22 protein-coding genes are annotated in these 19,971 nt (G+C 43.5%); 7 read left to right on the plus strand and 15 right to left on the minus strand.

Annotated features, from left to right (window positions below):
- Nucleotides 1-20: 20 nt before the first annotated feature.
- From AC4PHB_RS09135 to AC4PHB_RS09145, 3 genes are read right to left on the minus strand one after another with little or no spacing between them, the layout of a single operon-like run.
- Complete coding sequence (locus AC4PHB_RS09135) at nucleotides 21-1,088, minus strand: hypothetical protein (RefSeq protein ID WP_492136128.1); 1,068 nt, start codon at nucleotides 1,086-1,088, stop codon at nucleotides 21-23.
- 33 nt (nucleotides 1,089-1,121) lie between these two features.
- Nucleotides 1,122-1,391 carry a hypothetical protein gene (locus AC4PHB_RS09140; protein WP_333687097.1) on the minus strand — a complete coding sequence of 90 codons (270 nt, stop codon included), beginning with the start codon at nucleotides 1,389-1,391 and terminating at the stop codon, nucleotides 1,122-1,124.
- 55 nt (nucleotides 1,392-1,446) lie between these two features.
- Nucleotides 1,447-2,397: a rhodanese-like domain-containing protein gene (locus AC4PHB_RS09145; protein WP_492136129.1), complete on the minus strand. Its 951-nt coding sequence runs from the start codon at nucleotides 2,395-2,397 to the stop codon at nucleotides 1,447-1,449.
- 497 nt (nucleotides 2,398-2,894) lie between these two features.
- Between AC4PHB_RS09145 and AC4PHB_RS09150 the strand changes: the two genes are divergently transcribed.
- Entirely contained in the window at nucleotides 2,895-3,236 is a 342-nt protein-coding gene (locus tag AC4PHB_RS09150) for a cytochrome b5 domain-containing protein (RefSeq protein WP_492136130.1), read from the plus strand.
- A gap of 18 nt (nucleotides 3,237-3,254) precedes the next feature.
- Nucleotides 3,255-3,647 carry a hypothetical protein gene (locus AC4PHB_RS09155; RefSeq protein ID WP_492136131.1) on the plus strand — a complete coding sequence of 131 codons (393 nt, stop codon included), beginning with the start codon at nucleotides 3,255-3,257 and terminating at the stop codon, nucleotides 3,645-3,647.
- Between the two features lie 207 nt (nucleotides 3,648-3,854).
- Here the strand turns inward: AC4PHB_RS09155 and AC4PHB_RS09160 are convergent, their stop codons facing one another.
- Genes AC4PHB_RS09160 through AC4PHB_RS09195 form a run of 8 tightly spaced genes read right to left on the minus strand, consistent with a single transcriptional unit; the run spans nucleotide 3,855 to nucleotide 11,772 of the window.
- The gene (locus tag AC4PHB_RS09160; RefSeq protein ID WP_492136132.1) at nucleotides 3,855-4,691 is read right to left on the minus strand and encodes a nucleoside phosphorylase; all 837 of its coding nucleotides are present in this window, start codon (nucleotides 4,689-4,691) and stop codon (nucleotides 3,855-3,857) included.
- On the minus strand, nucleotides 4,681-5,283 hold the full coding sequence (locus AC4PHB_RS09165) for a class II aldolase/adducin family protein (protein WP_492136133.1): 603 nt from the start codon (nucleotides 5,281-5,283) through the stop codon (nucleotides 4,681-4,683). Before AC4PHB_RS09165 ends, AC4PHB_RS09160 begins: the two co-directional genes overlap by 11 nt.
- A gap of 12 nt (nucleotides 5,284-5,295) precedes the next feature.
- A complete protein-coding gene (gene deoD / locus AC4PHB_RS09170) occupies nucleotides 5,296-6,021 on the minus strand; it encodes a purine-nucleoside phosphorylase (RefSeq protein ID WP_492136134.1) in 726 nt (241 codons plus the stop codon).
- Nucleotides 6,022-6,036: 15 nt separating this feature from the next.
- On the minus strand, nucleotides 6,037-7,092 hold the full coding sequence (gene mtnA / locus AC4PHB_RS09175) for an S-methyl-5-thioribose-1-phosphate isomerase (RefSeq protein ID WP_492136135.1): 1,056 nt from the start codon (nucleotides 7,090-7,092) through the stop codon (nucleotides 6,037-6,039).
- 22 nt (nucleotides 7,093-7,114) lie between these two features.
- On the minus strand, nucleotides 7,115-8,035 hold the full coding sequence (locus AC4PHB_RS09180) for an ABC transporter permease (RefSeq protein WP_492136136.1): 921 nt from the start codon (nucleotides 8,033-8,035) through the stop codon (nucleotides 7,115-7,117).
- Nucleotides 8,035-9,153 carry an ABC transporter permease gene (locus tag AC4PHB_RS09185; RefSeq protein WP_492136137.1) on the minus strand — a complete coding sequence of 373 codons (1,119 nt, stop codon included), beginning with the start codon at nucleotides 9,151-9,153 and terminating at the stop codon, nucleotides 8,035-8,037. Before AC4PHB_RS09185 ends, AC4PHB_RS09180 begins: the two co-directional genes overlap by 1 nt.
- Nucleotides 9,131-10,675 carry an ABC transporter ATP-binding protein gene (locus AC4PHB_RS09190; RefSeq protein ID WP_492136138.1) on the minus strand — a complete coding sequence of 515 codons (1,545 nt, stop codon included), beginning with the start codon at nucleotides 10,673-10,675 and terminating at the stop codon, nucleotides 9,131-9,133. Before AC4PHB_RS09190 ends, AC4PHB_RS09185 begins: the two co-directional genes overlap by 23 nt.
- Before the next feature lie 26 nt (nucleotides 10,676-10,701).
- Nucleotides 10,702-11,772 carry a BMP family lipoprotein gene (locus tag AC4PHB_RS09195; protein ID WP_492136139.1) on the minus strand — a complete coding sequence of 357 codons (1,071 nt, stop codon included), beginning with the start codon at nucleotides 11,770-11,772 and terminating at the stop codon, nucleotides 10,702-10,704.
- A gap of 211 nt (nucleotides 11,773-11,983) precedes the next feature.
- On the opposite strand from AC4PHB_RS09195, the gene AC4PHB_RS09200 reads away from it, so the two are divergent.
- Nucleotides 11,984-12,709, plus strand: a complete 726-nt coding sequence (locus AC4PHB_RS09200; RefSeq protein WP_492136140.1) for a GntR family transcriptional regulator — start codon at nucleotides 11,984-11,986, stop codon at nucleotides 12,707-12,709.
- 185 nt (nucleotides 12,710-12,894) lie between these two features.
- Here AC4PHB_RS09200 and AC4PHB_RS09205 read toward each other — a convergent pair whose 3' ends face one another.
- Complete coding sequence (locus AC4PHB_RS09205; RefSeq protein WP_492136141.1) at nucleotides 12,895-14,289, minus strand: dipeptidase; 1,395 nt, start codon at nucleotides 14,287-14,289, stop codon at nucleotides 12,895-12,897.
- A gap of 174 nt (nucleotides 14,290-14,463) precedes the next feature.
- Between AC4PHB_RS09205 and AC4PHB_RS09210 the strand changes: the two genes are divergently transcribed.
- Together AC4PHB_RS09210 and AC4PHB_RS09215 are read left to right on the plus strand one after the other, a co-directional pair.
- Entirely contained in the window at nucleotides 14,464-15,807 is a 1,344-nt protein-coding gene (locus AC4PHB_RS09210) for an SLC13 family permease (protein WP_492136142.1), read from the plus strand.
- 72 nt (nucleotides 15,808-15,879) lie between these two features.
- Complete coding sequence (locus tag AC4PHB_RS09215) at nucleotides 15,880-16,884, plus strand: DUF4349 domain-containing protein (protein ID WP_492136143.1); 1,005 nt, start codon at nucleotides 15,880-15,882, stop codon at nucleotides 16,882-16,884.
- Between the two features lie 45 nt (nucleotides 16,885-16,929).
- Here the strand turns inward: AC4PHB_RS09215 and AC4PHB_RS09220 are convergent, their stop codons facing one another.
- Both AC4PHB_RS09220 and prxU read right to left on the minus strand, forming a co-directional pair.
- The gene (locus tag AC4PHB_RS09220) at nucleotides 16,930-17,334 is read right to left on the minus strand and encodes a Fur family transcriptional regulator (protein ID WP_492136144.1); all 405 of its coding nucleotides are present in this window, start codon (nucleotides 17,332-17,334) and stop codon (nucleotides 16,930-16,932) included.
- 81 nt (nucleotides 17,335-17,415) lie between these two features.
- A complete protein-coding gene (gene prxU / locus AC4PHB_RS09225) occupies nucleotides 17,416-18,027 on the minus strand; it encodes a thioredoxin-dependent peroxiredoxin (protein ID WP_492137763.1) in 612 nt (203 codons plus the stop codon).
- Nucleotides 18,028-18,374: 347 nt separating this feature from the next.
- Between prxU and AC4PHB_RS09230 the strand changes: the two genes are divergently transcribed.
- Entirely contained in the window at nucleotides 18,375-18,815 is a 441-nt protein-coding gene (locus tag AC4PHB_RS09230) for a YaiI/YqxD family protein (protein ID WP_492136145.1), read from the plus strand.
- A gap of 14 nt (nucleotides 18,816-18,829) precedes the next feature.
- Nucleotides 18,830-19,420, plus strand: coding sequence for a DJ-1/PfpI family protein (locus tag AC4PHB_RS09235; RefSeq protein WP_492136146.1), 591 nt, complete (start codon nucleotides 18,830-18,832; stop codon nucleotides 19,418-19,420).
- Between the two features lie 44 nt (nucleotides 19,421-19,464).
- Here AC4PHB_RS09235 and AC4PHB_RS09240 read toward each other — a convergent pair whose 3' ends face one another.
- Complete coding sequence (locus AC4PHB_RS09240) at nucleotides 19,465-19,971, minus strand: dihydrofolate reductase (RefSeq protein ID WP_492136147.1); 507 nt, start codon at nucleotides 19,969-19,971, stop codon at nucleotides 19,465-19,467.

Consider the following 19,971-nt stretch of genomic DNA (forward strand, 5'->3'; position numbering starts at 1 on the left):
GAGCTGGGCTCCCCCTTTTTTTAATGCTCCAATGATGGCGGCAATGCAGGTATAAGCGCTTTATTAGCTTCGCTGTCAGTTTCTCTAAAGTCCTTCTCGCTCAGCCATATCCTGGTGTTTGTATGGCATGCATCGCAGCTTTCGTTCTGGAAGGTGCTCTTCTGTACATTGTGGGTAGGCGAGTAATTCCAGTTGACCTTTTGGTCAAAGTTTGGCATCATATTCTCTCCTACTACCTCAAGCATAGATTCCTGTCCAGGAACGTGTCTAAGTACTACGTACTTGTAAGGCCTTTCCTCAGTAGGCTCTGGATTATATCCTACTCTAAACATTATCTTCATTTCTGATGAGCTGGCAAGTCCTGATCCGTCTGCCTTCTCGTCCAGATGGCATTCAAAGCAGTTGTTGTTTGCCTGAGCATGACATACCTGGCATGAAAGCGCATCTCCATGGACCTTGTGCTCTACGTCAGTTGCAACTGCCGGGTCCTTGTCAGCGTGACAGTCTATACACTGTGGAAGGTCAACCTCCCACATATCATAAGGAACCTCACCAGTTCCATGGAAATTGTTCACTGGATGACAATCCATACAGGTCATGCCTGCATCAAAGTGGACGTCACTGCCAAAGCCGACCAGTCCCATAAACTCTCCTGCATTTCTTGCATTATGACATGCGTAGCAGTTGTTCTCCATTGAAGGTGTCCCTTGGAAAGTATGCTGTTCAACAAGACCGTTGGAAAAATTCTTTGGTCTGCTTACGTGGCAATCTCCACAGGTAGCATGACATTTGTAGCAGTCATTGCCGAATACCTCTTCGTGATGGGGTGACTCAGATAAGGAAGTCACACCAGCATACTCCGTCAAACCATTAGCCATTCCATTTAGGTTAAAGTGAATAGCCGTGTCGAAATCTCCTGTCACATTTGAGTGGCATGCGCTGCAAGTCGATTCATAATCTCTTGACGGATAAGGATTCATGTCAGTATGGGCAACGGCTTTGTCCGGTACATTTTCACCACCATGACAGGTAATGCAGCCCAGGCTTCCATGAGTTGACGCAACGAACTCCTCTGATACCAAAAACATTTGCACAGTTTCCAACTGTGGACCAGCAGCGCCTCAGCCACCGGTGTTTTCAGCAACAGGCTTGTCTTTGCCCCAGTCTGATGCTGCAATGACAGCCTCACTTGTATGGCAAGCCACACAGCTTGAACTATCGATAGACGGGAATTCAAAGGGTTTGTCCTCTCCGCCCCCTACTTCAGTATACTGCTCTTCGGGCAGTGTTGGAGCTATTACGAACTGGTATACACCCAATGCCGCCACTCCCAGTACTGCCACTACCACAAGGCTTGTTATCCAATTATTAAAAACCTTGGGCTTGGACATAGACTTCACCTCCTGTCCAACTAATAGATTATTGTGTAATAGTTTGTGTCAGTTATTACTCAGTTACTGTAGGTAGCGCTTCTCCATCCCAGCCTGTCATACCCCTGTTAAGACTGATTGCGTTGTAGCCCATGATCCTAAGTGGAGCTATGGTTATGCCAGCTGTTTGTCCTGTATAGCAGGTAACGTAAACAGGTCTGTTCATTGGTATTTGATCAGTATTTGCACCAACAGTCTTGAAAGGAATATTCTTGGATGTTTCAATATGACCCTTGGCATAGTCCTCTGCTGACCTGATATCAAGAACTGTTATTGCATCAGGATTCTCTTCAACTAGTGCAAGAAGATCTGCTGGAGCGATTATGTTGTTCTTCTCTGGTGGGAAATAAGCTACTACAGCATCCCAAATGATTTGTTCTTTTTCGTCAAGATCAGGAGCTTTTGCTGCTGGCAGTGGATTTGCATCCATTTGCAGTGAATCCTCTCCAAGATTAAGAGGAGCCCATCCAAAGTTCATTCCGCCTCTAAAGGATACTGCATTGAAGCCCAGCATTTGAGCAAGTGCAGTTGCCTGTGCAGAGGTTTGTCCTGAATAGCACTGGAATATGATCTGCTTGTTCATGGGAAGAACCTCAAGGTTCTCACCAAGTGTAGCCCATGGGATGTTTACTGCGTTAGTGATGTGACCCTTAGCATAATCCTCAGCCGATCTAAGGTCAACCCAAAGTACAGCATCAGGGTTTTCTTCAGCAAGTGCCAATGCTGCATCTGAAGCCATTATGAAGTTGTTGTCGGGAATGTTGTTCAACAAATTCAATGCAGCTTCCTTAAGTACATCCTCAGGTACCAATGCTGGTTCAGCTGGAGCTGGAGCCGGCTCTGGAGTTGGTGCAGGTTGTTCAGCCGGAGCTGGTGCTGGTTCTGCCTTTGGAGCGCATGCTGTTAGTACAGTTGCAAACATCATAAGTACCAAAAGCAGGCTGATAATTCGTGCTTTGTTTCTCATTTTTTACCCTCCTCAAACTTAGTTAGTTAAAAATTTAACTTTTTTTGGTGACATTATCCTAAAACATACTTAAAGTATACCAGATTTAGGGAATATGTCAATTAACAATTGGCCTAAAATCGGGGCTGCAAAGCTTTTGAAGAAATTTATCCAAACACAGTTTAGTATTTAAATCAGGTGACGATTTCTGCTAAATCGTCCATAAACACTACTTCTCAGCATACTATGTCCGGTATACAAAACTTTTTGTTTAATGCTATCACAAACTATACTTCAGCCTTTATTGGCTCAAGATAGGAAAATAGTCCTACTACTCACTGGTATTTGTAATTTTAAGAGCGAACTTATCCAGCATCTAAGTATGCACTTTAGTTTATTATATCAAAATTGCAGCTTGATGAATGTTTTTTTGCCTAAATCCTACTGTTTATGTTGGCATTAAACCCTGGCTGGGTATAATAGCATCAACCCCTTTAAATATGAAAGGAGCGATATCTATGAAAAGAAAATATTTTAATCTATTGCTGATATTGACTATCGCCGTGATCGTACTGGCAGGATGTGCACCAGCTCCTGCAGAAGAACCGGCTGAAGAGCCTTCTGAGGAGCTGATCCTTACATTAGAAGAACTGGCTGAGTATGATGGAAAAGATGGAAGAAGAGCTTATGTTGCAGTTGACGGTATCATATACGACATGACAGATTCGCCTGCATGGAAAGAAGGCGGACACAACGGTTTCCAGGCTGGACAGGATTTGACTGATGCAATCAAGAACGATTCACCGCATGGGGTAGGAAAGTTGGATAATGTACCTGCAGTCGGCAAGCTGGCAGACTAAAATAGCTGGGGGTGTTCTATGTATTCGGTATTGGGATGGCTGAATGCAGGTATATTGGTGATACTTCTATCACCCTTCCTGCTTAATTTTCTGAACAATCACCTTATAAAGACCAAGAGCAAGGGCTTCAGGCATTTGGTAAAGCTTTTAAGAGGCTTCCATAAACCTCTTGGAATTGTCCTCGCTATACTTGCACCCATTCACGGCTATATGGCATTGGGTGGTTTCAGACTTCACACAGGAACGTTTCTTTACCTTTCTGCCTTTGCAACGGCAGCGCTTGGAGGAAGCTTTTACAGGTTGAAAAAAAGAGCGCTTTTTCAATGGCATAAGAGGATGGCTGCGGTTACAGTGGTACTGTTATTGATCCACATCTTCTTGCCCAGCGCGCTGTTTTACTTGTTGAGATAGTTTTACAGACAAAATCTTAATATAAGATATAAAATAATATTTGTTTGCAATCGAGGGGAAATTCTTTTATCGGACTACTCACGGCCGCATGGCCAGGAAATGTCCTCAAAAGAGTTCCCCCTCGATCTTCTTTACATAAATTATAATTTAAATTAATTCTTATCCGGCATATACAAGAATGACAGAATGGTCTCTCACTTTATACTTCTACAACGATGGAAAATAGTATTTCTTATTGTTCTCTTTCTTCTTTTCATCCCATCTGCTAAGGATAACGGCAGCTAGAGATGCAGCTTCGATGCTCTTTTCGATTCCCTCGTACGAGAACTCATTAGTCTCCCTGTTCCCGATAACAGTAAATACAGCACCTGCTCTAAGTCTGAACAAACTTGAAAGAGTAAGAACGGTTGCGGCTTCCATTTCGTAGTTCACAACGTTTGCTCTTCTAAGATCATCATATCTGGTCTGGAACCAGCTTTGCCTGTAGCCTCCGAATCCATCTCGGTTCTGACCACAGAAGAATGACGCCGTTGTAGCGGTTATCCCTAAATGGTAGGTGTATCCAAGTTGTTCACATGCCTCGATAAGAGCAAGGTTGACCTCATAGTCTGCGACTGCCGGATAATGAACGTCAACATAATTTTCAGATGTCCCGTCATATCTTACCGCACCGGTTGAAATTATCAAATCACCCGGCTTTATGCCCTCCTGGATACCTGAGGTGGTACCAACCCTGATAAAGGTCTTTGCACCGATTGCAGCCAAGCCCTCCATAGCGCTTGCTGTAGATCCACCGCCTGCTCCTGTAGAGCAGGCTGAGATCTGGACTCCCTTATACTCACCTGTATGCGTAACATGCTCACGGTTTCTTCCCTTTTCCTCGAATTTGTCCCACATTGCAGACATTTTAGGGACTCTGTCCGGGTCGCCTGGCAGGAGCACAGTTTCAGCAATATCCCCTAGGCGGCACCTTATATGGTATTGGAGGCCGCCGTCAAGCTCTGGCCTGTCGGCCTTTGACTCCCAATTTTTCTTATTCTCCATTGTTTTTCACCCCAAGGTTGAGTCTGCTCATCAGGTATATCTTCGCTGTGTCCTCAAGCATCTCAGCAAGGAAGAAGGCTTTTCTGACCTCAGGCCCCACTGTTATGATACCATGCTCCTCCATCAGCACTGCGACTTTGTCTGAGCCTTCAAATGGCTCAACAGCCTTTTCACCCAGCTCCTCTGAGCCTGAGGCGGCCATTCCGATCGTCGGTACGTCCTTCAAGTAGACCTTTGCATGGTTAGTGACAAGTGGAAGGTGGTCCATAGTATTGGCAACTGCCGTTGCATATGGCGGGTGTATGTGGACGACCGCACCTACTTCCTCTCTGGCTTTATATATTCCGGAGTGGAATCTCCATTCCTTGGAGAGCTTCTTGTCGCCTTCTAAAACATTGCCGTCAAAATCTGCCAGAACTACGTCTTCTTCAGTCATATCCGAGAAGGCGCTACCTGAACTCTTAATAAGCATTGTTTGGGTTCCTGGAACCCTTATGCTGACATTGCCTCCTGTAGCTGATATAAGGTTCCTGTCATAGCATCTTCTGGAGTAATCCACCAGGTCCTTCTTTAGTTTTAAAAGATCAGTCATTAGATATCCTCCTTACTCTGCTATCTCAAGGGCGATTTCCATCATATCTGTGAATCTCTTCTCCCTGACTTCTGCTGAAACTTTCTCGCCTGTCATAACATGGTCTGAAACCGTCAGTATCGAAAGTGCCTTCTTACCAGCTCGGGCAGCCACGATATATAGAGCTGCCGTCTCCATTTCGACTGAAAGGACTCCCATCTTGGCCCAGTTTTCATTGTCCTCACGGCCATACTCCGGGTAGAAGACATCGCTTGAATAAACATTGCCTACCATGTGCTTAACATTTCTCTCCTCAGCTAAGTCGATACCTGCCCTCATAAGCTTATAATCTGCTATAGCTGAAAAAGTTCCTGCCAGCTTGTGTTGATCTGCATAGGGAGTGTTGTAGCATGCTCCCATTGCAAATACAAGGTCGCCGATTTTTAAGTCTGGATGTATCCCGCCTGTAGTGCCCACTCTGATTATATTTTCTACACCATAAAGGTGGAAGAGTTCCCATGCATGAACACCCATGGTAGGCGCACCGATGCCGCTTGCCATGACAGAAACCTTTTTGCCTTTATATGTTCCGGTATATGCATACATGCATCTTATTCCATTTACCTGAACAGCATCCTCAAGGAAGGTTTCGGCTATAAATTTTGCTCTAAGTGGGTCTCCCGGCATAAGAACAGTCTTTGCGATCTCGCCGTATTGAGCTTCGATATGATGTGTTGGTGCCTTAATGTTTATTTCCATTTCACATTCCTCCTATTACTTTACTTTTAATAAGCTTTCGATAAATGGTGCAGTCATTACTCCTTTTTCAGTTATGATCCCACTGATCAGTTCATTTGGCGTTACATCAAATGAAGGGTACAGAGCTCTTGTTCCCTCCAATGCTATCCTCTGACCATTTAGAGATGTGACCTCATTCTCATCCCTGAATTCAACCTTTGCTGCCATGCCTTCAGCAAGTGAATAATCGATGGTATGGCTGGAGGTCGCAGTGTAAAATGGGATATCATTAGCTTTGGCGGCAAGTGCATGCATATAAGTCCCTACTTTATTGAGTAGGTCACCATTGGCAGCGATCCTGTCCGAGCCTACGACGATCTTTTGTACTTTACCCAGTCTCATAAGGTAGCCGCTCATCCCGTCAGTGATGAGAGTATGGGGTATCCCCCATTTCATTAGCTCATAGGCTGTTATCCTTGCACCCTGTAGATATGGTCGAGTCTCACTTGTAAATACGTGGATCTTTTTGCCCATCTCATGGGCAGTCCTAATCACGGAAAGGGCTCTGCCTCCAAAGCCCGCTCCTGCAAGGGCTCCTGAGTGACAGTGGGTCAGTATGGAATCTCCGTCCTCAATCAGCTCCGCCCCATAAGCACCCAGGCTTCTTTCATAACCAAGCTGTCTTACGACTATCTCTTCAGCCTTTGCTTCAATAAATTGGATGATATTTTCTCCTTCATACCCTTCAACAGCAAGAAGCATTTCATCCACTGTCTTCATAAGGTTCACGGCAGTCGGTCTTGTGGATTTAAGGAGCAAACCGCCATCCTTTATTGTTTTTTTGTCTCCATCTGACTGGAGAGCTGAAAGTAATACTCCATAGGCTCCTGCTATCCCTATAGCTCCCGAACCTCTTATAGTCATGTCCTTTATTGCTTTTGCCAGTTGCTCCACTCTTTCAAGTCTATATACATCCTCCGTGAAGGGCAGCTTTATCTGATCTATTATACAAACCTTCCTATCATCCAACCAAATGGGAAGGATAAGCTTTTCCTCTCGCCATTGTATGGCTCTATCGCTTAAATTACTCAATTATTTACCTCCTGTCTTCAAATTATTCATCATGGTGTTTGCCCATACCAGCCGGATTTCTAGCACTCTTTAGCCCAAAAACCACTACGAGCATTGTAAGAACATAGGGCAGAGTACGAACTATATGGCTTGGTATCGCACCACCCTGGAAAATGGTTTGCAGCGCGTCGAAAAATCCGAAGAACAAGCTGCCAAGCATTGCACCAAATGGACTGTTCTTGCCGAAGGTGGTTATTACCATGGCAATATATCCCCTTCCGGCAGTCATTCCATCGATATACATGTCAAGCTGAGCAAGAGACAGATAAGCTCCTGCCAGCCCATTGAAGGCACCGCTTAGTATAACACCAAGGTACTTATAGCCCACTACGTTTATTCCAACCGTATTTGCAGCAACCGGGTTTTCACCAACCATTCTCATCCTAAGACCCTGTGGGGTCCTGAACATAAATAGCCAGCCTATTGCTACTGCAGCCAGGGTTATATAAAACAAAATGTTCTGTTCTGCCAATATTGAGCCTATCACAGGTATTTCAGCTAAAATTCCAATGTCGAGCTTGCTGAAGCTCTCTACCTTTGGAGATATCCCCTTTGACTTCCACAATATCTGCAGCATAAGAGGAGCTACAGCCGCAGCCAGAAGATTTACGCTCATCCCGCTCAATGTTTGATTCACCTTGTAACGAATGTTGAGCACTCCATGGATAAGAGAAAAAAGGATGCCAAATATTATCCCTGAAAGTATTCCCAACCAAGGATCTCCTGTATAGAAGGAGCCCATGACGCCAAAGAATGCTCCGGCAATCATCATGCCCTCGCAGCCAAGAGCCATTATTCCAGATCTTACCGAAAATGCGGCTCCTACTGAAGCCAGGATCATCGGGACGCTCATCCTAATGGTGGATACAACAACGACGTATAGAATATTCGAAAGATCTCCCATTACTGCTCTCCCTCCTTCGATGGTCCATTTGCTTCCCCGGACTTCTTGAATATTAAGAATGGTTTCTTCACATTCTTAGTTATCGACGAAATAAGCATAGGAGCTGCAACGAAAACAACTACCAAAGCCTGGACTACGCTTACAAATTCAATAGGTATTGAAGTAGTTCGGTTAAGAGTCATAGCACCGGCTCTTAATGCTCCGAATAAAAATGATGAGATAACTACACCAACAGGGCTGTATGCAGCAAGTGCAGCAACTGGTATACCGGCAAATCCAAAGCCTGTAGATATCCCTTCGATAAATCGATAATGTATCCCCAGAGAAAGTGCAGCGCCTCCTAATCCAGCGATCGCGCCACTTATAAATATGGTCAAAAGATATATTTTGGATACATTGATACCTGCTGTCTTTGCAGCCTTGAGGTTTGATCCTATAACCTGGATCTCGTATCCCAGTGTCGTCTTTCTGATCATCCACTCAAGGAAAACGGCGATGACAACTGCCAATATCAATGCCCAGGTAAGCTGAGACCTGGGAACAAGTCTTGCCAGCTTAGCTGTTTCAAGAATCGGGTTCGTCTGTGCCGTAGCACTTCCAGGAGTCATCAAGGGTCCTGTGCTGAGCCATGCAGTAATAAGGATCAATATCTCGTTGAGCATTATTCCTACAATTACCTCTGAAGCTCCAAAACGTATCTTAAGGAAACCAATAAACAGTCCAATCAACCCTCCTGCCAGCATCCCAGCCAAGACAGCTGCAGCGACATGGGTTATACCCGGCAAAAATCCTACATAAGCTCCAACTAGAGCTGCAGCCATAGCTCCGATATATACCTGCCCTTCTGCCCCGGTGTTTATTATCCTTACCCTGAATGCTATAGCAAAGGAAAGTCCAGTCAATAGAAGAGGCGTCGCCTGGCTTAGTGACAAAATGATCCCCTTTGAGGACCCCAGGGAACCTGAGAATATGGCTGTATATGTTGCAATTGAGGAATACCCGGCCGCTTCGATCAGTAGTCCCCCTACGACAATGGCGAGTATAAACGCTATAACAGAGGTCACAAGAGATCCGCCGGAATTCGTCAACTTATTATTAATCAGCTTTCCCGATTTCATTCTTTACCTCCTTTGGATCTTCCAGTTTGCTCCCCGTCATTAATAGACCAAGCTGAACCTCAGTAAGTTCACCGGGCATGCTTTCGGATACTATCTGGCCTTCATAAAGCACAAGTATCCTGTCACTAAGGCTTCTTACCTCGTCAAGATCTGCTGAAACCAATAATATTGCCTTACCTTGATCTCGCAGATCCAACAGTTTTGTGTGGATGTATTCCATCGCTCCAACATCTACTCCCCGGGTTGGGTGTGCAGCAATTATAACGTCAGGGTCATGAGAAAAGGTTCTAGCTATAACGATCTTCTGTTGATTCCCACCAGAAAGAGACTTCGCTTTTACCTCGACTCCCGGAGCTTTTATCCCAAAGTCCTTCCTGCATTTCTCAGAATAGTCCTGGATTTTCTTTTTTGAGAGTATCCCATGTTTTTGAAGCCCTGGTGCTTTATGATAGCCTAATATCAAATTGTCTCTGACGCTCATTTCGGTAGCCAGACCCATGGTCAATCTGTCCTCAGGGATATGTCCGATCCCGTTTCTTAGAAAGCTGTCAGCACTTCCTTTTATTTCCTTGCCATCAAGAGTTACCTTCATAGTTTCCGGCTTGTTGAGACCAGTCAGCGACTCTAGCAGCTGTGTTTGTCCATTTCCTTCTATTCCTGCTATTCCCAGGATCTCACCTTTACGGATGCTAAAGCTGACATCCTTTATTTTTCTGATTCCATCCTCGGTGACGTTCAGATCTTCGACCTTAAAAGCAGTATCACCAATATTCTTGGCTGGTCTTTTGATCCCAAGGGCTACCTCTCTTCCAACCATCATCTCTGACAATGTGTGGATAGTTGCCTCCTTAGGATCAACATTGTTGTGTATCATCCTTCCATCTCTTAAAACATTTATCCTGTCAGCTATGGCCATAGTCTCTCTAAGCTTATGAGTTATGATGACTATACTCTTGCCCTCTTCCTTGAGCTTTTTCAGGATAACAAAAAGAGAATCAACCTCGTGGGGTGTAAGCACTGCGGTTGGCTCATCAAGTATTATTACATCCGCCTTCCTGTATAGTGCTTTCAAAATCTCAACCCTCTGTTGTTCTCCTACTGACAGCTTCTCCACCCTCGTGTCAGGATTGATGTTGAAATTGAACCTCTTGATCAGTTCTGCAACTTCCTCCCGTGCCTTCCTTTCATCCACAAAAATGCCGCCCTTTGGTTCATTTCCGACAATAATGTTGTCTATGACGGTAAATGCGGGCACCAGCATAAAATGCTGGTGCACCATACAGATACCTATGTTGATTGCATCAAGGGGGCTTTTAAAATGGACCTTGTTTCCCTTGTAATGGATCTCGCCAGTGTCAGACTGTATCATTCCATACAATACCTTCATCAGCGTAGTTTTGCCTGCACCGTTCTCTCCCAGAAGAGAAAGTATTTCTCTCTCCTTCAGGTAGAAATCTACTCCATCAAGGGCTTTGGTTCCGGGAAAGGATTTGCTTATGTTAGTCATTCTAAGCATATCCATACTCTTCACCTCCAAGGTCTTTGAAGCTATTTGTTGTTTTCGTAGCTATTTTCAAGCGTCCAAGCATCAACCTGATCTGGATCGTCAGGGAGCTGGAATTTGCCATCTATATATTGCTGTTTGACTTCCTCAACTATCGCAAGGATATCCTCTGGAAGTTCATTAGTTATTCCTTCTCTGCTGTAGCCAGTTACGTCATCTCTGATTCCTTTTAGAGTAACTCCTGATGCCCAAGTTCCATTGACTACTTCTTCAATTTCCTGATAAATAAGGAGGTCTATTCTCTTTATAGAAGTAACAAGGCTTCTCTCAGGATCTACCGTTGCCAATGAACTTCCGATAACATACTTATTTGACTCCTCTGCAGCAGCGAATACTCCCAGGCCTGAACCGCCTGCATTGTGGGATATTACGTCTGCTCCTCTTCCATATGAAGTCATAGCTATTTCTTTTGCTGTTCCCGGATCTCTGTAGTTTCCTACTATATTATAGATAAATTCTACCTCTGGATTTACATATCTTGCTCCAGCCATAAAGCCAGCAGCTCCGGATCTCGATACAGGGGTATCCATCCCTCCAACGAATCCTATTATGTTCTCTGGATTTGAAAGAGGCATCCTTTCATCCTGGGTAACAAGACCTGCGATCACTCCTGACAGGAATGTCTGCTCTGGGTCAAGAGCTCTGATGCTGTGGATATTGTCATATCCCTCCACAACGCCGTCTGCGAGAGTGTAGTGCTGCTCAGGATAATCTGCTGCAACAGCCAATAGCGGATCGATATAGTTTGCGCCCAATGCGATTATCAGATCGTAATCACCTGAGTCTGAGAACATTCTAAGCTGGGTCTCAACTTCACTGTTTTCAAGGATCTCTGCATAATCAAATTCGATTCCAAGCTCTTCCTTAGCTTTATTGAGTCCGATATGGGCTTCATCGATAAATCCAAGGTCTCCAAGGTTTCCGTGAATGATAGCAATTCTAACTGCTTCGTCTCCAGCCGGTGTTTCAACAGGAGCCTCATTACCTGCACATCCAGCCAATACGGTCAATGATAGGATCAAAACCAACGCTAAAGCAACTACTTTCTTATTCATCATTACCCTCCCCTAATATATTGGACAACGCTTGCCCTTGGTATATAAATGGTATATAATATAATCAAGTTGTTTGGTTGTCCTACAACTATAATCTAGCATTTATAGTCTACCCTGTCAACGCAAAAGTTATTCAAAATTTTATAACTAAAAATTACAATAATTTGTTAGAATCGTATTAAGTGGTTATCGAAGGGATTGGTGATATCGAATGAAGTTGACAAGTAAAACCTTGACAATCCAAGCAAAGGAAGCAATCCAGGATATGATTGAAAATTCATTGGAAGTTATGACAAAGCTGCCATCAGAGCATGAGCTGTCAGATAGACTTGGGGTCAGCAGAAATACAGTAAGAGAGGCTTTGAAGATACTGGAAAATGAGGGCATAGTATCGACACGTCACGGAGTGGGTACCTTTGTCATAAGAAGTGCCAATAATATTATCTCAAATATAACCATCCTCGACAGCTTCACCAAGATATTGACAAATCATGGCTACGAACCTGGAAGCAAATCCATCTACTTCGATGCCAGACCGGCAGCCAAGGATCTCTCGAAAAAACTTGGTATAAATGAAGGCGATATGGTCCTTTACATCGAGAGGATAAGGACCGCTGATGGCAAACCTGTCATTTATGTCGAGGACTATATCCCGATCATAGATGATATGTATGAAAGGTTCAGCTTGGGAAACACGCAGTCTTTATTTGAATTCCTAAGTTACTACGATATAAAGATAACCTTTGCAGATTGCGACATAAAGGCTTCAATAAGCAACGAAAAATTAATGAGTTGCTTAAATCTTGATGAACCTGCCGCCCTGCTCCACTTAAAGCAAGTCCACTATTCAAATAAGGGCTTTCCTGCATTGTACTCTGACAGCTATTTTATAAGCGATAAATTTGATTTCAGCCTTATTCGTAAGGTCATGGACTAAGCCTATCCCATCAGACAAAGAAAATTATGATTTGGTTAGTAACAATCGAGGGGGAATTCTTTTACCGGACCGCTCACGGCCGCTTGGCCGGAAAATGTTCGAAAAAGATTTCCTCCTCGATCTTCTTTGTAAAATATTTAATTAAGTAAGAGTTTTGCATCCTGATTATTATAGATTTAGTATTGCTAATTTCCTTCTATATATAGTATCCTGGTAGCTCTTTCAACTGAGCCTGTTTCATCACTGGCCTCAAAGGTCACTACATAGAACTTTTCTTTAAGGGGCGAGGAGATGTTTAGCATTATCTGGTCATTCTCTATCACTGCCTCTCGAGGAATGCCGTTTAGTATCACCCGATAACTCAGATCCTTGCCATTATGTCCTGAAATGTATGCCTTTAGAGATGGCGTTTTAGTTTCAAACCTCTCACCCATCTGAAGCTGCGGTGTTATTGTTATCCCATCAAGCTTTTGCTTCTCTATCCTTGCCTCATCATTTTCTTTTATCACTCTCAGCATATTCAACCCTAGTATCTTCCTGATATCCCGTTCAGAATAACCTCTCCTTGCAAGCTCATCCGTTATCTTATATATCCCGGAGGAATCCCCTAGATCATAAGGCATAACTGCACCGTCGAAGTCTGATCCCAGTCCTACGTGATCGATTCCGGCCAGCTTGACAATGTAGTCTATATGGTCGACAATCCTGGATATTGATGCAGTACCCGGTTCACTGATAAAGTCAGTATAGAATACGACCCCAATTACTCCTCCATTCTCCTTGATTGCAAGGATCTGATCGTCCCTTAGGTTCCTCTCATGGATAAACTCCGAAAATACACCGGAGTGAGACGCAATTATAGGAAGATCGGAAATCTCTATAACATCCCAGAAGCTTGTTTCTGCAAGATGACTTACATCAATAACAATCCCAAGCTGGTTCATCTCCTTAACAGTTTTTCTTCCCAATTCTGTAAGCCCTCCTTGAGAAAAGCTGCCGTCTATGTCTGCATAGGATCTGTATAGTCCCTCCCCAAGGGCGTTGGAGTAATTCCACGTGAAGCCTATGGCTTTGATACCCAAATCGTCATATTGCCTCAGGAGCTCATGGGCATTTTCCTCTGAAAGGGAATATGCTCCTTCTATTGTAGGCACAGCTGCTATCATTCTTTTTAGAACAACCTCTTCTATCTCCTTGTAGCTGGATGATATCTTAAATATATCTCTGTTGTGCTTCTCCGTAAAGTAGAGCGCATTTATAAGAGCAAGAGTCCTGCTTACGCTTCTGTCCGGATTCCCATGGTACGGAGACGAATAGGCTGCAAAGAATGGAACGCTCAAGTTACCTGCTCTTAGCTTTATAAGATCTATTTGAAGATTGGAATCCTTTCTCAAATCAACAGCGGGAAGCCAGGTCTTTTCATCAATTATCTTCATCATGGTATCGTTATGTGCATCTACCACCACCGAATCTATGTGCAGCTTCAAGGGTATCATCACTCCGTTTCGTTTTGAATACAAAAAGGCTGTTCCGATAATAAGTGTTGAAAATGCCAACACAAGGGCAACTATCTTCTTCATTGCTTCCTCCCTTCGTGCCAAATGTCTGTTTCGGATCCTTACCGGTCCATAATAGTTTAATTATATCAATAATATACATATTAGGGCTGGTTATTTTTTCAAACCCAGTCCATAAACAACTCAATTGTGCTATTATTAGTGTAAAGCAGTCGAGTACTTACATAGGGTGATTCTATGGACAAGAAAAAGAAAATTCTAGCCAGCTTTATAATACCAATTATAATCCTTTTGATCAGACCTCTTGGCATGACCATTAACCAGACATTGATACTGGCATCGCTACTTCTGGTTTTGACCTTCTGGGTAAACAAGGCAGTGAGCAGGACCTTGTCTTCCTTGCTATTATTGTCTTCCTTCCTTCTTTTCAGCGGAGCACCTGCGGAGAAGATACTCTTCTTCCCACTTTCCGAAAACTTTTATCTAATTATATTTTCCTTCTTATTTTCGGAAGGGATAGTAAAAAGCAAGCTTATCGACAAATTATTCAAACCCTACATCGGATATCTGGCCACTACACCTGCTAGACTCCTTACAGTCATTGCAGGAATGGCATTGGTAATGGTATTTATGGTTCCTCAGCCCTTCTGCCGCCTTATAATGCTTGCAATGATCTTCAGAGAGTATTGCGATGGCGTCAAAGCAGATGGAAAGCTAAAGGAGCTGCTGCTGCTTATGGTTTTCCTGATATCGATGATAACAAACACCTTCATACTCAAAGGCGACATCATAATGAATGCTGCTGTCGTAAACCTCTCAGGCATCGATATAGGTGAGGCGCAGTGGTTCAAGCTTCTTGCAGCTCCAGGCCTTGGAATGCTGACTGTTACCATGGCTGTATTCCTTTTGGTTTACAGAAAGGAGCTAAAGAAATATTCACCTGGTTTGATACGGAGACCAAAGCTTGATATGAAACGTGATGACTGGATAAACCTATCGATCGTGGGAGCGACGATAATCATCTGGGCACTTGAAAAATACCATCCCATACCCAGTGCAGGAGTGATCCTTATTGGCACGTTGCTTATGTTTGGTCGAAGGATACTTGATCTGAAAGACCTTAAGGCTATAGAGTGGCCTCTGATGTTATTCCTAACAGCAACCTTCTCCATTGGAGCCGCCATGACTGGAAGCGGAGTTGCGGGGATAATTTTTGGCAGACTCTCAATGATTTTCCCGCAGGAATTTTCGATACTCATGATCTTGGCGGTCATCGCAGCTGCCATGGTGATACACATGATGCTTGGAAGTGTAGTTACGACGATGTCTGTAGCAATACCGGGAATGTCCATTGCAACAGCAGGGATCATGCCGGAGATCGTATTGCCGCTATTGGTATTTATCTCAATTGTAGCCCATTTCTTCCTCCCATTCCACAACGTTCATCTTGTGATCGGAGAGGGCTATGGCTTCTTCAGTTCAGGAACAGTTACCGGATTCGGAATATATATGACCTTTGTAACCATAGGGTCAATACTTATTCTTTACCTCCCATGGTGGAGTATTGTAGGCATTTTGTAAAATGATTGTAACCGATTTGTCTCACATAGATAGCCTGCAAAGGGTATAATTAAGCCAAAGGAGATGAGAATAATGAGCAAAAGAATAAAATTTGGTGCTCTGTTGCTTGTATTTATACTTGCTGTATCTGTATTTACAGGCTGCAGTGCAAGAAAATCCTCAAATGACGGAGTGACATCAGAGCCTGGATACCCTCAGGAGATGCCTGCAGAAGCGCCTTCTGCTCCAGCACCAATGCCTGAGCCCATAGTGGAGGAGTCCAAAGGTGGGGATTACGGACTTGGATCTGACATGGGAGGATCCATCGAACCAGACAAAATTATAACCACTGTTTATCTTGGTGCTGAAACCACAGAGTTTGACAAATCACTTGAGTCTCTGTATTCTCTGATCCAGCAGGCAGGAGGCTACCTTGCAAGCTCGAACATATATTACGGGAGCTATTATGAGGGCACTCAATACAGAAACGGGGACTTTTCGATCAGAATACCCAGAGACAAGGTAAATCAGTTCAGGACCCAGCTTCCAGAGATCGGAAACATTACCAGCGAAAGTACCTCCAAAGAGGACGTTACAAGATACTACAGAGACACTGAGTCACGACTGAACGTGCTTACTATAAAGGAAGAGAGACTTCTTTCACTTCTTGAAAAAGCGGAAAAGATAGAGGACATTATCGCTCTTGAAAACCAACTGAGCGAAGTAATCTACGAGAAAGAGAATCTCAAGGCGACATTGATAAATCTTGACGACAGGATAGATTACTCAACCTTCAACATAAGCCTAAGAGAAGTAGCTAAGGTAACCACGACAGAAACAGTAGAAACAACATTCATGGACAGAGTAAGGAATGCATTTGATAACTCGCTTTATCAATTTATAAGATCTGCTGAAAACTTCGTAATATTTATTATCTACAACGGTCCAATGCTTCTATTGCTTCTTGTATTCTTTGTAGTAATAATTATGGTGATAAAAAGGATAATAAGAAGGTTGTTTGGAAAGAGCAGAAAGATTGAAGCTCCCAAGTTCCAAGAGCCTCTAAAGAAGGAGAACACGGAAGAGAACAAGGAATAAGATCAAAATAAAAACACCCTAAGGGGTGTTTTTTGTTAGTCAATTTTAGTGACACTTTGGACAGACTCCGGTAACGAGGACTTGCTCGTCTGCGATTATAAATCCCTCCATGTCATCCATAAAGTTTATAGTCTCCACATTCAAGTCGTAGATGCTGTCGCAGCTTTGGCATTTGAAATGACCGTGAAATCCTCTCGCTGCCTCATATCTAAGCTCATTACCCTCAATGTTCAAGGCTTGAGCCAGCTCATTTTCGGCAAATAGCTTCAAGGTGTTGTATACAGTGGTCTTTGAAAGCGTGAGTATTTCCTTTGACAGAACCTCATATATTTCATCCACCGTCGGATGTATGCGGGCATTCATAAGCAGACTAAGTATCCTGACTCTGATAAAGGAAGGTCTTATCCCTTTTTGCTTTAGCATTCTAATTGCTTCATCATAATTTTTCATCCACGCAACCCCACTCAATTTATTTACATGATGTTTTATTATACCGTAATGAATTGGAGGGGTCAATGTTTTTGATTAATCTTAGTCTTCGAATGCCTCGCTTACCTTCCAAACCTCCCATACTCTTCCTACAAGGTCCGGGCTTGGTTCAAGAACCTTCTTGCCTGGCTTCCAACCTGATGGAGTTGCTTTGGTTCCCTTTGATTCTCTGACCAATTGGAATGCCTTTACTTGTCTGATACTTTCAGCAACATTTCTTCCGACCGGTGGTGTAAGTACCTCAAAGCCTTGGATTATTCCATCTGGGTCGATTATGAATCTTCCTCTTGTCTCGACTCCGCTGTCCTCATCATATATACCGTACATCTTACCAATGTAGCCATCCTGATCAGATGCCATAGCGAATGGGATATCCTTGCCTATCATCTTTGAAAGCTCGTGATCGTTCCACATTTTGTGGACGAAGTGGCTGTCAACGCTCATTGAAATAACCTCTACTCCAAGTGATTGAAGCTCATCATATTTTTCAGCAACTGCTGAAACCTCAGTCGCTCAGACAAAGGTGAAGTCGCCTGGGTAGAAACACAGTAGTACCCATTTGCCCTTGTAGTCCTCTAGCTTTACATTTGTAAAGGTCCCTTTATGAAATGCCGGTGCTTCAAATAGTGGTGCTGGTTTTCCTACTTTTACCATTGACTCTACCTCCTTATGTTCTTGCTGGATCTCAGTTGACGGCGCTGCCTCTGGTTTGATCTTCTTGATTGCTGGTCTGTTGCAGCCTGGTTTCAATGTTTCTGCCAAGTTGACACCTCCTTGGATATTTTTGTAATGATTACATTATTATGTACATAGTAACACTTTGTATTAATAAATTCAATACCCTTCCGCTGCTTATAAGAAACTTTTTTCGGGATAATGTCAAAAATAAATATACCATTTAATCTTAGATGTGCTTTTTACAGATTTTGAGGATATATGCCGATCTTTGGGTATCTAGCTTTTTGATAACATAAATTCCAATTTCTTAAGGAGATAGCAATATGAGGATATATATTGATGCTGACGGCTGCCCTGTCGTAGATACTGCAGTGAGGATCGCCAAGGGGAGGGGGATCCCGGTGACTATCGTAAAGAACCACTCCCATGTGATCAATGATGAATATGCCCAGGTAGTAACTGTTGACAACTCTAGGGATAGTGCAGACTATTACATAGCCAATCACTCTCTTATGGGAGATGCAGTCATTACTCAGGATAATGGCCTTGCAGCAATGTGTCTGGCTAAGGGTGCTTATGTCATAAACCAAAATGGCGTCAGGATAACAGGTGATAATATTGACGGGATGCTGAACTCCAGACATTTTCACAGAGAACTGAGACAAAAGGGAATCTATCTGTCAAAACCCGCCAAGCGAAATAAGTATCAGGACAAGGGCTTCAGGGAAGCCTTTGAAAGGCTTCTCGATGAAATAACTATCTAAAGAAGGAGGTCACTATGGATATCAATATTTTACTGTTCGATGATTTTGAGACGCTGGATGTCTTTGGTCCGGTGGAGGTATTTGGAATCGTTGGAAAAAGCTATTCTCTAAGGTATATATCCTCAGAAGGCGGACTTATAAGGAGCAGACATGGTTTCCTGGTGCATACCAGTCCCTTGGATGAGTTTATGGAAGGCGGGATGCTCTTCATCCCGGGAGGCTATGGAGTTAGACCACTTGTAAATGAGGACTCCTACCTGGATATGGTACGAGAGCTTGCATATAGAAGCAGCTATTGCATGACAGTATGCACCGGATCTGCGCTGCTTGCAAAAACAGGTCTTCTTAAGGGAAAGAAGGCCACCTCAAACAAGATATCCTTTGACTGGGTCAAATCTGTTGACCCTGAGGTATTGTGGCTTCCAAGGGCAAGATGGTCTGTTGACGGCAAGTATTGGACATCCTCCGGAGTTTCTGCAGGGATCGACATGGCACTTTCCTTTGTGGAAAAGTTTAATGGAAGAGACAAGGCTCTTGAAGCAGCAAGGTTCATTGAGTATTTATGGAATGAAAACATGGAAGAGGATCCTTTCTCAGCTATTTAGAATAGTTAATGTTAAGGACGCCTGATATTTCAGGCGTCCCTTGCTTACCACCTTATTCTTTCATAGTCTACATATCTATAATAGATATCGTCTTGTCTGAAGACCTCAGATTCTTCAACTACATGCCAATCCGGGTCAAGGTCAAGGTTTGGAATAAAGGTGTCGGTATTCCTGAAATCCTTGAATATCTTAGTAATATACGCCTTGTTGCAGAACAGCAGCAGCTGCCTGGCTATTGTACCTCCTCCTGTTATGAAGACCTCTTTCTTTTTTTCAGGGTTGATCTCCTTTAGAAGAGGAAAAAGGTCCTCGAGGGAATTTACTATTATAAATCCCTCCTTTTTGAAATCCTTGTTCCTTGTGACTATTATATTTTCCCTGTTCTCAAGTGGCTGCTGATTAGGAAGAGCTTCCATGGTTTTTCTTCCCATTACTACGATATGACCTTCCGTTATCCTCCTGAACCGGTGAAGATCCTCCTCGATCTCGACCAGCATCTGTCCGTTGTAGCCGATTTTCCAGTTCCCGTCCACCGCAAATATTAGATTCAT

The organism is Gudongella sp. QWL-04 (assembly GCF_058683975.1).

Bases quoted from the DNA above. Each gene is read 5' to 3' on its own strand.
- AC4PHB_RS09135 (WP_492136128.1), bottom strand. From the start codon at position 1,088: ATGTTTTTGGTATCAGAGGAGTTCGTTGCGTCAACTCATGGAAGCCTG.
- AC4PHB_RS09140 (WP_333687097.1), bottom strand. From the start codon at position 1,391: ATGTCCAAGCCCAAGGTTTTTAATAATTGGATAACAAGCCTTGTGGTA.
- AC4PHB_RS09145 (WP_492136129.1), bottom strand. From the start codon at position 2,397: ATGAGAAACAAAGCACGAATTATCAGCCTGCTTTTGGTACTTATGATG.
- AC4PHB_RS09150 (WP_492136130.1), top strand. From the start codon at position 2,895: ATGAAAAGAAAATATTTTAATCTATTGCTGATATTGACTATCGCCGTG.
- AC4PHB_RS09155 (WP_492136131.1), top strand. From the start codon at position 3,255: ATGTATTCGGTATTGGGATGGCTGAATGCAGGTATATTGGTGATACTT.
- AC4PHB_RS09160 (WP_492136132.1), bottom strand. From the start codon at position 4,691: ATGGAGAATAAGAAAAATTGGGAGTCAAAGGCCGACAGGCCAGAGCTT.
- AC4PHB_RS09165 (WP_492136133.1), bottom strand. From the start codon at position 5,283: ATGACTGATCTTTTAAAACTAAAGAAGGACCTGGTGGATTACTCCAGA.
- deoD (WP_492136134.1), bottom strand. From the start codon at position 6,021: ATGGAAATAAACATTAAGGCACCAACACATCATATCGAAGCTCAATAC.
- AC4PHB_RS09180 (WP_492136136.1), bottom strand. From the start codon at position 8,035: ATGGGAGATCTTTCGAATATTCTATACGTCGTTGTTGTATCCACCATT.
- AC4PHB_RS09185 (WP_492136137.1), bottom strand. From the start codon at position 9,153: ATGAAATCGGGAAAGCTGATTAATAATAAGTTGACGAATTCCGGCGGA.
- AC4PHB_RS09190 (WP_492136138.1), bottom strand. From the start codon at position 10,675: ATGGATATGCTTAGAATGACTAACATAAGCAAATCCTTTCCCGGAACC.
- AC4PHB_RS09195 (WP_492136139.1), bottom strand. From the start codon at position 11,772: ATGAATAAGAAAGTAGTTGCTTTAGCGTTGGTTTTGATCCTATCATTG.
- AC4PHB_RS09200 (WP_492136140.1), top strand. From the start codon at position 11,984: ATGAAGTTGACAAGTAAAACCTTGACAATCCAAGCAAAGGAAGCAATC.
- AC4PHB_RS09205 (WP_492136141.1), bottom strand. From the start codon at position 14,289: ATGAAGAAGATAGTTGCCCTTGTGTTGGCATTTTCAACACTTATTATC.
- AC4PHB_RS09210 (WP_492136142.1), top strand. From the start codon at position 14,464: ATGGACAAGAAAAAGAAAATTCTAGCCAGCTTTATAATACCAATTATA.
- AC4PHB_RS09215 (WP_492136143.1), top strand. From the start codon at position 15,880: ATGAGCAAAAGAATAAAATTTGGTGCTCTGTTGCTTGTATTTATACTT.
- AC4PHB_RS09220 (WP_492136144.1), bottom strand. From the start codon at position 17,334: ATGAAAAATTATGATGAAGCAATTAGAATGCTAAAGCAAAAAGGGATA.
- AC4PHB_RS09230 (WP_492136145.1), top strand. From the start codon at position 18,375: ATGAGGATATATATTGATGCTGACGGCTGCCCTGTCGTAGATACTGCA.
- AC4PHB_RS09235 (WP_492136146.1), top strand. From the start codon at position 18,830: ATGGATATCAATATTTTACTGTTCGATGATTTTGAGACGCTGGATGTC.
- AC4PHB_RS09240 (WP_492136147.1), bottom strand. From the start codon at position 19,971: ATGAATCTAATATTTGCGGTGGACGGGAACTGGAAAATCGGCTACAAC.